The 13,409-nt window shown below is 62.1% G+C and carries 11 protein-coding genes; 8 read left to right on the top strand and 3 right to left on the bottom strand.

The features are described from left to right. Window positions 1-23: 23 nt before the first annotated feature. The 3 genes from aceA to AC1DDS_RS18445 all read left to right on the top strand — a co-directional run bounded on the left by aceA (window position 24) and on the right by AC1DDS_RS18445 (window position 2,954). Window positions 24-1,313, top strand: coding sequence for an isocitrate lyase (gene aceA, locus AC1DDS_RS18435; protein ID WP_310410948.1), 1,290 nt, complete (start codon window positions 24-26; stop codon window positions 1,311-1,313). A 159-nt stretch (window positions 1,314-1,472) separates the two neighbouring features. Beyond that, complete coding sequence (locus AC1DDS_RS18440; RefSeq protein WP_310410953.1) at window positions 1,473-1,712, top strand: SMc00767 family acetate metabolism repressor; 240 nt, start codon at window positions 1,473-1,475, stop codon at window positions 1,710-1,712. A gap of 159 nt (window positions 1,713-1,871) precedes the next feature. Beyond that, window positions 1,872-2,954 (top strand): helix-turn-helix transcriptional regulator, encoded by a 1,083-nt coding sequence (locus tag AC1DDS_RS18445; protein ID WP_477480216.1) that lies wholly within the window; start codon window positions 1,872-1,874, stop codon window positions 2,952-2,954. A 49-nt stretch (window positions 2,955-3,003) separates the two neighbouring features. On the opposite strand, the gene AC1DDS_RS18450 is transcribed toward AC1DDS_RS18445, so the two are convergent. Further along, window positions 3,004-3,156, bottom strand: coding sequence for a hypothetical protein (locus AC1DDS_RS18450; RefSeq protein WP_477480217.1), 153 nt, complete (start codon window positions 3,154-3,156; stop codon window positions 3,004-3,006). A 226-nt stretch (window positions 3,157-3,382) separates the two neighbouring features. Next, window positions 3,383-4,564, bottom strand: coding sequence for a BaiN/RdsA family NAD(P)/FAD-dependent oxidoreductase (locus tag AC1DDS_RS18455; RefSeq protein ID WP_477480218.1), 1,182 nt, complete (start codon window positions 4,562-4,564; stop codon window positions 3,383-3,385). Window positions 4,565-4,749: 185 nt separating this feature from the next. Here AC1DDS_RS18455 and AC1DDS_RS18460 point away from each other — a divergent pair, with 185 nt between their 5' ends. Together AC1DDS_RS18460 and AC1DDS_RS18465 are read left to right on the top strand one after the other, a co-directional pair. Beyond that, window positions 4,750-6,186, top strand: coding sequence for a glutamine synthetase family protein (locus AC1DDS_RS18460; protein WP_477480219.1), 1,437 nt, complete (start codon window positions 4,750-4,752; stop codon window positions 6,184-6,186). Between the two features lie 111 nt (window positions 6,187-6,297). Next, window positions 6,298-7,584 carry an NAD(P)/FAD-dependent oxidoreductase gene (locus tag AC1DDS_RS18465; protein ID WP_477480220.1) on the top strand — a complete coding sequence of 429 codons (1,287 nt, stop codon included), beginning with the start codon at window positions 6,298-6,300 and terminating at the stop codon, window positions 7,582-7,584. A gap of 265 nt (window positions 7,585-7,849) precedes the next feature. Here the strand turns inward: AC1DDS_RS18465 and AC1DDS_RS18470 are convergent, their stop codons facing one another. After that, window positions 7,850-8,812, bottom strand: coding sequence for a sterol desaturase family protein (locus tag AC1DDS_RS18470; protein WP_477480221.1), 963 nt, complete (start codon window positions 8,810-8,812; stop codon window positions 7,850-7,852). 431 nt (window positions 8,813-9,243) lie between these two features. Here AC1DDS_RS18470 and zwf point away from each other — a divergent pair, with 431 nt between their 5' ends. The 3 genes from zwf (at window position 9,244) to edd (ending at window position 13,398) form a co-directional block, all read left to right on the top strand. After that, window positions 9,244-10,716: a glucose-6-phosphate dehydrogenase gene (zwf, locus tag AC1DDS_RS18475; RefSeq protein WP_477480222.1), complete on the top strand. Its 1,473-nt coding sequence runs from the start codon at window positions 9,244-9,246 to the stop codon at window positions 10,714-10,716. Between the two features lie 8 nt (window positions 10,717-10,724). After that, window positions 10,725-11,423, top strand: coding sequence for a 6-phosphogluconolactonase (gene pgl, locus AC1DDS_RS18480; RefSeq protein ID WP_477480223.1), 699 nt, complete (start codon window positions 10,725-10,727; stop codon window positions 11,421-11,423). A 154-nt stretch (window positions 11,424-11,577) separates the two neighbouring features. Further along, on the top strand, window positions 11,578-13,398 hold the full coding sequence (gene edd / locus AC1DDS_RS18485) for a phosphogluconate dehydratase (RefSeq protein ID WP_477480224.1): 1,821 nt from the start codon (window positions 11,578-11,580) through the stop codon (window positions 13,396-13,398). Window positions 13,399-13,409 lie beyond the last annotated feature (11 nt).

Genomic DNA, 13,409 nt, shown 5'->3' on the forward strand with positions numbered 1-13,409 from the left:
GATCCGATGGAGGGCAGACTATAATGACTGATTTTTACAATTTCGTTCCGACCGCACCGCAGGGCCGCTTCGACGGCATCAAGCGGCCCTATACGGCGGACGACGTGAAGCGTCTGCGCGGCTCCGTCCAGATCAAGTACACGCTGGCCGAAATGGGCGCCAACCGCCTGTGGAAGCTGATCCACGAGGAAGACTTCGTCAACGCGCTCGGCGCCCTTTCCGGCAACCAGGCCATGCAGATGGTTCGCGCCGGCCTGAAGGCGATCTATCTGTCCGGCTGGCAGGTTGCCGCTGATGCAAACACCGCCTCCGCCATGTATCCGGACCAGTCGCTCTACCCGGCCAATGCCGCGCCCGAGCTTGCCAAGCGCATCAACCGTACGCTGCAGCGCGCCGACCAGATCGAGACCCAGGAAGGCAAGGGCCTTTCGGTCGACACCTGGTTCGCGCCGATCGTCGCCGACGCCGAAGCGGGTTTCGGCGGTCCCCTCAACGCTTTCGAGATCATGAAGGCCTTTATCGAGGCTGGCGCGGCCGGCGTGCATTTCGAGGACCAACTGGCGTCGGAAAAGAAGTGCGGCCATCTCGGCGGCAAGGTCCTGATCCCGACCGCAGCCCATATCCGCAACCTGACGGCTGCCCGCCTTGCTGCGGACGTTATGGGCACGCCGACGCTGATCATCGCCCGCACCGATGCGGAAGCGGCAAAGCTGCTGACCTCCGACATCGATGAGCGCGACCGGCCGTTTGTCGACTACGATGCCGGCCGTACGGTCGAAGGCTTCTACCAGGTGCGCAACGGGATCGAACCCTGCATCGCTCGTGCGATCGCCTACGCTCCCTATTGCGATCTGATCTGGATGGAAACCTCCAAGCCCGACCTTGAGCAGGCCCGCAGGTTCGCAGAGGCCGTGCACAAGGCCCACCCCGGCAAGAAGCTGGCCTACAACTGCTCGCCGTCGTTCAACTGGAAGAAGAACCTGGATGACGCGACGATCGCCAAGTACCAGAAGGAGCTGGGGGCGATGGGCTACAAGTTCCAGTTCATCACGCTGGCCGGCTTCCATCAACTGAACTACGGCATGTTCGAACTGGCGCGGGGCTACAAGGATCGCCAGATGGCCGCCTACTCCGAGCTGCAGCAGGCTGAGTTTGCCGCCGAGGTCAACGGCTACACCGCGACCAAGCACCAGCGCGAAGTCGGCACCGGCTACTTCGACGCCGTGTCCGTCGCAATCTCCGGCGGTCAGTCGACGACCACAGCCATGAAGGAATCGACCGAGACCGACCAGTTCCGCCCGGCTGCGGAGTGATCGTCGAACGATCCTAGACGTTGCCTCTCTCCGGAAGCGGGGAGAGGCCAGTCCCCAACGCCTCGCTGATGCCGTCCACCCTGCTTTGGGTCCAAGGTCGGCGAAACGGATGGGGCGGAGAAGACCTCAGTTCAAGAACCCCATAAGAGGAGAAATGCCATGACTGTCCAAACCCGCGTCAAGGAACGCGCAGAAGAGCAATCCTCGGCAATGACGCCCGACCAGCAGGCGGCGATCCGCATGGTGGCAAACGATCTTCACAGGCTGAATCAGGCGGTGATGAAGGCGGTCGAGGCTGGCGTCTCAGTCGAACTCGTTCGCTCCGCCCGCCATCACGGCGGGGGCGGCAATTGGGGCGATCTGCTGATCCCGGTCATCGTCACCCAGGGCAGAGGCTGACAGCCGCGGCACCGCAGTTGCATTGGAACAGAAGGCCGGCTCGCACCGGCCTTCTTTGTTTGACGCTCCCTTGGCACCCCTTGCTTATCGCGTTGGTTGTGCCATAGTCCGCCTCACGTAACGGCAGGTGGGATCGTGCTGCACAGTGGGACGGCGGAATTGGCCGAATTGACAGGCCTCGTGTATGGCTGTCTTTTCGGCAAAAGCAGTTGGCAGGCATTTCTGGATCGACTTGCAGAAACCCTGCCCGGCGGCAAGACGGCGCTTCACTATCATGATGTCACCTCACCGGCTGCTCATCTGCCCTATACGTCCGGCTTCAGCGATGCGGAAATCGATCAGTTCTCGAAGCATTTTGCGTCGGTGAACCCCTGGCTCCCCGGGAACATGCAGGCCCCTGTGGGCCAGGGCGTGACCGGCGAGGACCTTGTGCCGCGTGATCAACTGATCAGAACGGAATTCTACAACGATTGGCTCAAACGCCAGGCAGGCTGCGAAACCGCTGTCGGCATCACGATGATCCGCGAGCCAACACACACTTTGTTTCTCGTCACCTGCACCTCGTCACTCGACGCCGCGGTCAACAGGCGGGCCGCCGATCTTTACACGGCGCTCTCCCCGCACCTCAAACGTATGGTCGATTTATTGCGTAAGGCACACATAACGCTGGAACCCGGACAGGCTGGACAGACATTATTAGACGCGATTGGCGTCGGCCTGATCTACGTCTCGGAAAATCGAGTTGTCCGTTCCTTGAACGGTAGTGCGGAACGGATGCTTGCGAACGGCGCGCCACTTCGTCTGGCGGCAGACGGTCGCCTGAGCTTTCAATTGCCGCAAACGGCGGAGAAGCTTGATCAACTGGCTTCGCGCCATGGAGTCCACTCCGAGCCGCATGTCTCGATGATCAAGGGCAGTGACGACGTCCTCTATCGGCTGACGCTGATCCGCATGACATCCGATCTCTTCCTGGAACTTCTGAACGGACCGACGGTGGCCATCATCGTGGAGCCGATGACTACAGGACGCCCCGATGTTCGTCATGAACGCCTGATGGAGACCTTTAAACTGACCCCCAAAGAGGCTCGGATTGCTTCCGGCCTATTGTCGGGTCTGTCGCCGAAGGACATGGCCTTGGCCGACGGCGTCAGTTACGAAACGATCCGCACACACCTGAAGAGCATTTACGCGAAACTGCATGTGAACTCACAGGCGGGGCTTGTCGCGATGCTGATGCGATGAGGTTCGGGCCCGACCAAGATGCGTCGGGCGCCCACGGGGTCGCCGCAGACTAAATTACAGCGATGGCCGTAGCGGCCAACACGGCCAGAAGCAGCGCTGCCGCAGCGCAATTAACGGCGAGCCCGATCGCGCGGCGACGACTATTTTCGGCGGCGGCGATGGCAATGGCGCGGGCAACGGGACGGCGGTGGTCTGCAGGCATGGCGTGACTCCGTTTACGAGATACGGGACACCCGGATAATCCGGCCAGCCGGCCCACATCATGCTGTCCCTACCGGCCCCCGTGATTGATCATTCAAGCCGGGGCGGTCGAAACGCCGACTGTGAAAACAGGATCGGCCCGTAACTCTTAATGAAGAGTAAAGGCCGGACGGCCGCAATGCCAGTCCTACTTTCGCATGGCTGGCCTGATCGTCGCCAGTGACTGATCAGGCGACCTGGCCCGCGGCATAGCCCGAAGCCCACGCCCATTGGAAGTTATAGCCGCCGAGCCAGCCGGTAACGTCGGCGGCCTCTCCGATGAAATAGAGACCGGGAACGGATTTCGCCGCCATGCTGCGTGAATCAAGGTCGTCGGTATCGACCCCGCCGAGGGTGACCTCGGCCGTGCGGTAGCCCTCGGACCCGGCCGGCCGGACGCGCCAGCGGCGAATGTGCTGCGCAAGTGCCTCGATCTTGTGTCCCGAGAGTTCCGCCAAGGTTCCCTCGATGCCAACCTGCCGGACGAGCAGTTGCGCCAACTTGCGCGGCATATGCTCGGCGAGCACGGTCTGCGCAGACTGTCGGCCATTGGCCTTGCGCGCCGCGGAAAACACTTCGGCGACGTCCAGCCCGGGCTGAAGATGCAGCGTTATGTCCTCGCCCTCCCGCCAGAAAGAGGAGATCTGCAGGATCGCCGGCCCGCTCAAGCCGCGATGCGTGAACAGCATGGCCTCGCGGAACTCCGCCTTTCCATGGGTGGCCACCACCTCGGCCGAAACGCCCGGCATACCGTCGTGTTCTGCCAGCGCCTGCGGATCGAGCGTCAGCGGTACGAGCGCCGGCCGGGTTTCGACGATCCGCAACCCGAATTGTTCGGCGATGCGATAGGCAAAACCAGTCGCGCCCATCTTCGGGATCGACTTTCCACCCGTGGCGATGACCAGCGATCCGGCTTCAACGGGACCATCGCTCGTCACTACCCGGAAACCGGACTGTGACCGCTGGACGGAAGACACGTCGGTCGCCAACCGCAGTTCCGCCCCGACCGCGCGCATCTCCTTCAGAAGCATGGCGATGATGTCCTTCGCCGAGTGATCGCAGAAGAGCTGGCCGAGTGTCTTCTCATGCCAGGCGATGCCGTGGCTCTCCACCATGCCGAGAAAGTCTTTCGGCGTGTAGCGGGCCAATGCCGACTTGCAGAAATGCGGGTTCTGCGAGAGGAAATTCTTCGGGCCGGCGTCGATGTTGGTGAAATTGCAGCGCCCGCCTCCCGAGATACGGATCTTTTCGCCCGGCGCCTTCGCGTGGTCGATCACGACCACGCGCCGTCCGCGCTTGCCCGCCTCGATCGCACACATCATGCCGGCGGCACCGGCACCGATGATGACCACATCTCTTTTATCCATCACGCCGCAAATTCCTCGTTCGGCCCTCCAATTCCGCTCCCGTTGATGAAAGTCAATCCGGCCCTTCGTCTCAGTGCGGATCGAATGCGAATTTTGCGCGTAGGGGCTTGTTTTTCGGCAATTCGCCCCCCTAGCCAATGCCTAAACTCCGGCTATGATGGCGCATCCGAAACCAAACCCGGTGTAACATGCCCTCAAAAAAGACCGTTGCCACTACAGTTCAGAAAGTCAGCCGCTCCTCCAAAATCCCTTCCGCCCTCACCGCTCCGCGCGGCGTCAAGACCTGGAGAGAGGCAGTCGACTGGCTCAAGTTCCGAGGCATCGAAGACATTGAGTGCATCACCCCGGACCTTGCCGGGGTACCGCGCGGCAAGATGATGCCGTCGTCGAAGTTCACCTCCAACACTTCGCTTGCCCTTCCCTCCGCCGTCTACCGCCACACCATTTCGGGCGAGTATCCGGAGGAGACCGGACAATTCCGCTATGAGCCGCGCGACAGCGATCTCAAGCTCGTTCCCGATCTGTCCACGCTGAGCGTCGTACCGTGGGAATCCGACCCCACCGCGCAACTGATCTGTGACGTCGTCGGTTCAACCGGTGAAAACGTGGCTTATGCACCGCGCAACGTCCTGAAGAACGTGGTGGACATGTATGCCGAGCGCGGCTGGCGCCCCGTCGTGGCGCCGGAGATCGAGTTCTATCTGGTCGCCATGAACGACGACCCGGACTATCCGTTGCACCCGCCGAAAGGCCGCTCAGGTCGCACCATTCTCGGCGGCCAGGGGTACTCGATTGCCGGCATCAACGAATTCGACGAACTGATCGACGACATCTACCACTTCTCCGAGAAGCAGGGCCTCGAGATCGATACCCTGATCCACGAGGAAGGCCCCGCACAGCTCGAGATCAACCTTCGCCACGGCGACCCGATCGAGCTTGCCGACCAGGTGTTCATGTTCAAGCGCACGATCCGTGAGGCAGCGCTGAAGCACGGCATCTACGCCACTTTCATGGCCAAGCCGATGCAGGGCCAGGCCGGTTCGGCCATGCACATCCACCAGTCGGTGGTCGACATCAAGACCGGCAAGAACGTCTTCTCCAACCCGGATGGCTCGCCCTCGAAGGAGTTCTTCCATTTCATCGGCGGCATGCAGGCCTACGTTCCGAAGACGCTGGTGATGATGGCGCCCTACGTGAACTCCTATCGCCGCCTGACCCCGGAAATGTCGGCGCCGGTCAACAATGCCTGGGGCTATGACAACCGGACGACGGCGTTCCGCATCCCCGTGTCGGACGCGAATTCCCGTCGCGTCGAAAACCGGCTGCCAAGCTCCGACGCCAACCCGTACCTGGCGCTCGCCGCCTCGCTGGGCTGTGGCCTGCTCGGCATCATGAATGCCAGCGAGCCGTCGCCGCCGACCGATGAAGCGGCCAACGAAGGATCGATCGATCTGCCCCGCGGCCTCCTCGAAGCCGTCGCGCTGCTCGAATCCGATGTGGAACTGGCGAAGGTCCTGGATCCGGAATTCATCGGGCTCTACGCCGGCGTCAAGCGGGGCGAGTTCGAGACCTTCATGCAGGTGATCAGCCCGTGGGAACGAGAGTTCCTGCTGCTCAACGTCTGATTTCCGTTTCCGGCTGCGCCGGAACGCCAAAGCGGTAGCACATCGAGGCTCCGGCAGTCGGCGTTCCGGTCGCGTCGGCTGCTCAAACTGTTGCGATCGAAAGAATTTTCCATGTCCTGGCAAAGCCCGATTTCACCTGGCGTCTCCTGGTACGAAACAACGATTGGCGAACGACCCGAATACCCGCCAATGTCCGGCTCCTATGAGACCAACGTCGCAATCATCGGCGGCGGCTTCACCGGTCTGCAGGCCGCCTACAATCTCGCCAGCAAGGGCGTCCGCGTCATTTTGATCGAGGCTCACCGCCTCGGCGACGGCGCTTCCGGCCGCAACGGCGGTCAGTTGGGCACCGGTCAGCGCGCCTGGCCGGAAGAGCTGGAGGAAGAACTCGGCTACGAACGCTCGAAGGGCCTCTTCGATCTTGCGGAACATGCCAAGCAGTACATCCACGACTTTGCCGCCTCCGAGAACCTCGACATCGAGTACGTGGCGGGGCAACTGAATGTGTCCCACAAACCTAATCTCGAGAAGGACTACCGCGCCAATGCTGAGATTGCGGCGGCGCGCTACGGCTACACGCACTCGACTTTCATGGACAAGGCCGAAACGCAGGAGCGGCTCGGCTCGACCCGCTACATCTTCGGTGTGCGGGATGCCGGCACCGGCCACCTTCATCCGATGAAGCTGCTGGTCGGGATCGGGAAGGCCGCCAAGGCTGCGGGTGCGGTCCTCCACGAAAAGACGCCTGCCATCAAGGTCGACCGCGTCGGCGGCAAGGCAGTCATCACCACGCCAACCGGCACGATCACGGCGGACAGGGCGCTGATCGCCTGCAATGCCTATATCGGCAATCTCGAGCCGAAGACGGCAGCGCACGTTATGCCGATCCGCTCCTTCATCGGCGCGACGCCGGTGCTGGACAAATTTCCGAAGATCTTGCCCGGCGGCGAATCCGTCGCCGATTCGCGTTTCGTCGTGCGCTACTTCCGCAAGAGCCGCGACGGTCGCTTGCTGTTCGGGGGACGCGAGGCCTACACCGCCGACAACCCGAGCGATATCACGCAGCATATACGCCGTCAGATCTCCGAGATCTATCCGGAGCTTTCGAAGGTCGACATCCCGCACGCCTGGGGCGGCTCGGTCGGAATCACCATGCCGCGCAAGCCGTACGTGCGCGAGGTGATGCCCGGCATCACCTCGATTGGCGGCTACTCCGGCCATGGCGTCATGCTGGCGAACTATTGCGGCAAGCTTTATGCCGAGGAGGTTGCGGGCGGCAGCGCGGAACTCGACATGCTGAAGGCGTTCAAGATCCCTGCATTCCCCGGCGGGCCGCGATTCCGTTCGCCGTTGCTTTTCCTAGCGATGACCTGGTACGCGCTCCGCGACAAGCTTTAGGAGCAATCCGTCTCGATTTTGCGGAATTATGCAGCAAATGCCACCGGTCGGCGGTCGTGCGCCGACCGCTTTGCGCCAATGGGAGACATGAATGGCCGCCTTGGTGCCGGGAGCGGTCTATCCGCTTTCAAGGCCCAAACTGCGATAGCGGCTTCATCAACCAATCAGAGGCAGGCAGCTCCCGACCCATTTCTGTCATTTCGCAGCTAGTTCGTGGATTCCCGAAAGGTGCCGCTTATCACAACAGAGCGATACCAGCTTCGCGCTACCGGCGCTTCTCCGGACCCGACAGCCCCTGCGGCGAGGCAGGGTTTCCGGTTATGGGGCTTATGCCACACTTGGCCTTGGCAGCTTGCCCCGCGCGTTGGAAGAAACGGATTTCTGTGGCGATGGTTTCGCGCAACGGATCGGTTTGGTTGAAGTAGTCGCAGTCCAGACCGAGCTTTGCACCGTCTGCATCGCCCTCGTAATAGGTGCCGAACAAATGATCCCAGATCGGGAAATAGTTGGCGAAATTCTTGTCGCGATGTTCCCGCTCCCGGGAGTGATGGATGAAGTGGTCGCGTGGTGACTGGATCACGTATTTGCCAAACCAGCCATGCCAGGGAATGGCACTGTGCTTGATCAGACCAATGGTGCCAAAGGTGATGGTCACGAGGGCGAAATAGGCCGTTGGCAGGCCGATTAGCAGCGCCGGAACGACCATGATGGCCATGTTTATGGCTTTCTCCAGCGGATGCTCCCGCGTCGAAGTCAGCGCGTTGAACTCTTCGGCTGCGTGGTGAAATTCGTGCAGCCGCCATAGCACGGGCAGCCGGTGCATCAAACGATGCTGCCAGTAGCTCAAGAAGTCTGACAGCAGTAGGAACAAGAGAACATGTGCCCAGCCTGGCAGCCTCCCGGCAAGGTCCAGGTGGGGGGCATCCTGAGCCGCGCGGGTGATCGCATAGGACAGACCAAATGATGCAAGCGCCGCGAATAGTGTAATCATTCCCGTCGCCTGAAGGACGAAATAGACGATGTCGGTGATTGTGGATTTGCTGCGTTCGAAGAAAACCCGACGGAACCCGGAATTGCCGTACCCCACATAGGTGAGTTCCACCGCGAAAACCGTCAGCACCAAGCCAATGGAAATGGCGAAACTGAGCGCCGTTGCCTTACCATTCAGATAATAAGTATTGTAGAAAAAGCTTCCAAGTTTGTGCAGGCAGTATTCGACCAGATCCATGCCACTGCCTCCAAAACATGAACCCGTACAGGTTAGTCCTGACGATGCGCTCTTGCCAGATTGCTCAAGGACGATAGGATCATCCTTTTGATGTATTACCGGCGGCGGCTGAACATTAGATCGTGATAGCCCAAGTTCGCCGTTTGGTGATCGGATTGCGCTGCAGTATGCCGGCCGACAATGATGGTGGAAATAGCATTGTTACTTCTGCTGCCGACGAGCTTGGAGAGTCTGTCAAGCTTCTTTGCGTGACGGAAGTGGACGCTCTGTCCTCGTGCAAAATGACCGCACAGCCGAACGTCCGCAATGGGCCAGAAGCGGCCGTTGGTGGTCATTTGCCACCTAATACGGCGATTTTGTCGTAGCCGCTCTGGTCATTTTAAATCGATTAGAATATAACGGCGCCAACGCGAACCAAATCGAGAATTGCAATGAGCAGCCAATTCATTCCGGTCGAGCCGTTCGACTACGTCGTCTTTGGCGGTACCGGCGACCTGGCGGAGCGCAAGCTACTGCCGGCCTTGTACCACCGCCAGATCGCGGGCCAGTTCTCCGAGCCGACGCGCATCATCGGTGCGTCGCGGGCGGCGATGACCGACGAGGCGTACCGCGATTTCGCGACCAAGGCGCTGCGCGAACACCTGAAACCCGGTGAGCTAGACGACGGACAGCTCAAGGCTTTTACCGAGCGCCTCTTCTACGTTTCGGTCGATGCGAAGTCGGAACAGGGTTGGGACAAGCTCAAGGAGATTCTCGACGACGGCAAGGAGCGCGTGCGCGCCTTCTATCTCGCCGTCGCACCGGCAATCTTCGGCGAGATCGCCGAGAAGATCCGCGATCACAAGCTGATCACCAAGCAGACGCGTATCGTGGTCGAGAAGCCCATCGGTCGCGATCTCGCCTCGGCCACGGAACTCAACAACACGATCGGCAAGGTGTTTCGCGAAGACCAGATCTTCCGCATCGATCACTATCTCGGCAAGGAGACGGTGCAGAACCTCATGGTGCTGCGCTTTGCCAATGCGCTTTACGAGCCGCTCTGGAACTCCGCCCATATCGATCACGTGCAGATCACGGTGGCCGAATCCGTCGGCCTCGAGAGCCGCGCCGGCTACTACGACAAGGCGGGCGCACTGCGCGACATGGTGCAGAACCATATCTTGCAGCTTGTCTGTCTGGTGGCGATGGAGGTTCCCTCCTCGATGGATGCGGAAGCTGTCCGCGACGAGAAGCTGAAGGTGCTGCGGGCGCTCAAGCCGATCGACGAGTACAACGTCGAGCGGTTGACGGTACGCGGCCAGTACCGCGCCGGCGCCTCGGCCGGCGGGCCGGTGAAAGGCTATCTCGAGGAGCTCGAAGGCGGTGTCTCCAACACAGAAACCTTCGTCGCCATCAAGGCCGAGATCGGCAACTGGCGCTGGGCCGGCGTGCCCTTCTACATCCGCACCGGCAAGCGCATGGCGACCCGCGTCTCCGAGATCGTCATCACCTTCAAGCCGATTCCACATTCGATCTTCGAGCCGGCCGCAGGCCGCATCGAGGCCAACCAACTCATCATTCGCCTGCAGCCCGGCGAAGGCGTCAAGCAATGGCTGATGATCAAGGACCCCGGACCGGGTGGCATGCGGCTTCGCAGCGTGCCTCTCGACATGACCTTCGCCCAGGCCTTCGACTCCCGCAATGCGGACGCCTATGAGCGGCTGCTGCTCGACGTCATCCGCTCCAACCAGACCCTCTTCATGCGCCGCGACGAGGTCGAAGCCGCATGGCGCTGGGTCGACCCGATCCTGAAGGCTTGGGACGTGACCAGCCAGCAGGCGCAGGGCTACACGGCCGGCACGTGGGGTCCAAGCCAGGCGATCGCCCTGATCGAGCGCGATGGCCGCACATGGCACGAAAGCTGAGGCAAGCCATGGTGACGAAGTTTCATGAGTTTGCCGACGCCACTGCATTGGCTGAAGGGTTAGCGGATACGGTTGCCACAGCGCTGCGGACGGCGATTGCCGAACGCGGCAAGGCGACGATCGCGGTCTCCGGCGGCTCAACGCCGAAGCAGTTTTTCAAGGCGCTTTCGACACGAGCGATCGATTGGCCGAAGGTGACGGTCACGCTGGTGGACGAGCGCTTCGTTCCGGCCGACAACCCGCGGTCCAACCATCTTCTGGTCGCTGAAAACCTGCTGCAAGGCGCCGCCGCCGAAGCAGGTTTCTTGCCCCTCTACCGTAAGGCGAATAGCGCGGAGGAAGCTGCCAGGCTGGCCGGTGGGGAACTGGCCAAGCTCGCGGATCCATTCGACGTGGTGGTCCTCGGCATGGGCAATGACGGCCACACGGCTTCGTTCTTCCCGGGCGGAGACCACCTGGCGGAGGCGCTGTCCGCAGCGACACCCCGCGGTGTGATAACCATGGAAGCCGACGGTGCCGGCGAAGCCCGCCTCACGCTCACCTTCTCAAGTCTTCAGGATGCGCGGCTTCTGGTGCTCCACATCGAAGGCCAGGCCAAGAAGGAGACGCTGGAAAAGGCCCTTGGCGACGGCGGCGAGAACGACATGCCGGTGCGCGCAATCTTCCGGCGCGCGGCGACGCCGGTCGACATCTTCTGGGCGCAGTAGCCGACCGAACCGTCAGAGCGCCATCGTGCAGGACAGGGCGCCCTGGCACGGGATTTCGCGCCAGGGTCGGCCGCAACGGTCGCCGCCGGAAAACCGCAGAAGCCACTCAATGGCTCCCGCGAAACCACTGCAGAGAGAAATCAGGATAGCTCCCATGTCCGCCGATTCCCGCATTGAAGCCATAACAGCTCGCATTGTCGAACGCTCGAAGCCCCTCCGTGAACCCTATCTCGACCGGGTGCGTGCCGCAGCATCCCAGGGCGTGCACCGATCGGTCCTCGGTTGCGGCAACCTCGCGCATGGCTTCGCCGTCTGCTCGCCTGCCGAGAAGGCGGCCCTTGCCGGCGACCGCGTCCCCAACCTCGGCATCATCACCTCCTACAACGACATGCTCTCGGCCCACCAGCCGTTCGAGACCTATCCGGCGCTGATCCGGCAGGCCGCGCGCGAAGCCGGTGGGGTGGCGCAGGTGGCCGGCGGGGTCCCGGCGATGTGCGACGGCGTCACACAGGGCCAGCCGGGCATGGAACTGTCGCTGTTCTCGCGCGACCTGATCGCCATGGCGGCCGGCGTCGGCCTGTCGCACAACATGTTCGACGCCGTCGTCTATCTCGGCGTCTGCGACAAGATCGTTCCGGGGCTCACGATCGCGGCCTTGACCTTCGGCCATCTGCCGGCGGTTTTCGTTCCCGCCGGCCCGATGACCTCCGGGCTGCCGAACGACGAGAAGGCACACGTGCGCCAGCTCTTCGCCGAGGGCAAGGTGGGGCGCGACGAACTGCTGGAGGCGGAATCGAAATCCTATCACGGCCCCGGCACTTGCACCTTCTACGGCACCGCGAACTCAAACCAGATGCTGATGGAGATCATGGGCTTCCACCTGCCCGGCGCGTCCTTCATCAATCCGGGCACACCGCTGCGCGATGCGCTGACGAAGGAGGCGGCGAAGCGGGCGCTTGCGATTACCGCGCAGGGCAACGAGTTCACGCCGGCCGGCGAGATGATCGACGAGCGTTCGATCGTCAACGGCGTGGTCGGACTGCATGCCACCGGCGGCTCGACCAACCACACGATGCATCTGATCGCGATGGCGCGCGCGGCCGGCATCATCCTCACCTGGAAGGACATTTCCGACCTTTCCGACATCGTGCCGCTGCTCGCCCGCGTCTATCCGAACGGACTGGCCGACGTGAACCACTTTCATGCGGCCGGCGGCATGGGCTTCCTGATCAAGGAACTCCTGAAGGCCGGCTACCTGCACGATGATGTTCGCACCGTCTCTGGCCAGGGCATGCATGCCTATACGATCGAGCCCCGGCTTTCCGACGGCGGCACGGTGCGGCGCGAGCCGGCACCGATGGTCAGCCACGACCCGAAGGTGCTCGCCAGTGTCGAACACCCCTTCCAGCATAGCGGCGGGCTGAAGATGCTCTCGGGCAATCTCGGCAGCGCCGTCATCAAGATCTCCGCGGTCAAGCCCGAACGCCACGTGATCGAGGCGCCTGCGAAGGTGTTTCACGACCAGGCCGAATTGAACGCCGCCTTCAAGGCTGGACAGCTCGAAGGCGATTTCGTCGCCGTGGTCCGCTTCCAGGGACCGAAGGCGAACGGCATGCCGGAACTGCACAAGCTGACCACAGTGCTCGGCATCCTGCAGGATCGCGGCCAGAAGGTTGCACTCTTGACGGACGGGCGGATGTCGGGCGCCTCGGGCAAGGTTCCCGCGGCGATCCACGTCACCCCCGAAGCCGCCGACGGCGGGCCGATCGCCCGCATTCGCGAGGGCGATGTGATCCGGGTCGACGCGATCAATGGGACGTTCGACGTGCTGGTCGACGCAGGCGAGTTTGCTGCAAGAACGCCGGCATCGGCCGACCTTTCCGGCAACGAATTCGGCATGGGCCGGGAGCTTTTCGCTGCCTTCCGCGCCATCGCAGGGCCCGCCGATCACGGCGCAAGCGTGCTGTTTGCGTAAGCTGCTCGGCA

The organism is Mycoplana sp. 10N416, from assembly GCF_056394765.1.

Excerpts from the sequence above, each read along its gene's own strand:
- aceA (WP_310410948.1), top strand. The coding sequence starts at position 24 with ATGACTGATTTTTACAATTTCGTTCCGACCGCACCGCAGGGCCGCTTC.
- AC1DDS_RS18440 (WP_310410953.1), top strand. The coding sequence starts at position 1,473 with ATGACTGTCCAAACCCGCGTCAAGGAACGCGCAGAAGAGCAATCCTCG.
- AC1DDS_RS18450 (WP_477480217.1), bottom strand. The coding sequence starts at position 3,156 with ATGCCTGCAGACCACCGCCGTCCCGTTGCCCGCGCCATTGCCATCGCC.
- AC1DDS_RS18460 (WP_477480219.1), top strand. The coding sequence starts at position 4,750 with ATGCCCTCAAAAAAGACCGTTGCCACTACAGTTCAGAAAGTCAGCCGC.
- AC1DDS_RS18465 (WP_477480220.1), top strand. The coding sequence starts at position 6,298 with ATGTCCTGGCAAAGCCCGATTTCACCTGGCGTCTCCTGGTACGAAACA.
- AC1DDS_RS18470 (WP_477480221.1), bottom strand. The coding sequence starts at position 8,812 with ATGGATCTGGTCGAATACTGCCTGCACAAACTTGGAAGCTTTTTCTAC.
- zwf (WP_477480222.1), top strand. The coding sequence starts at position 9,244 with ATGAGCAGCCAATTCATTCCGGTCGAGCCGTTCGACTACGTCGTCTTT.
- pgl (WP_477480223.1), top strand. The coding sequence starts at position 10,725 with ATGGTGACGAAGTTTCATGAGTTTGCCGACGCCACTGCATTGGCTGAA.
- edd (WP_477480224.1), top strand. The coding sequence starts at position 11,578 with ATGTCCGCCGATTCCCGCATTGAAGCCATAACAGCTCGCATTGTCGAA.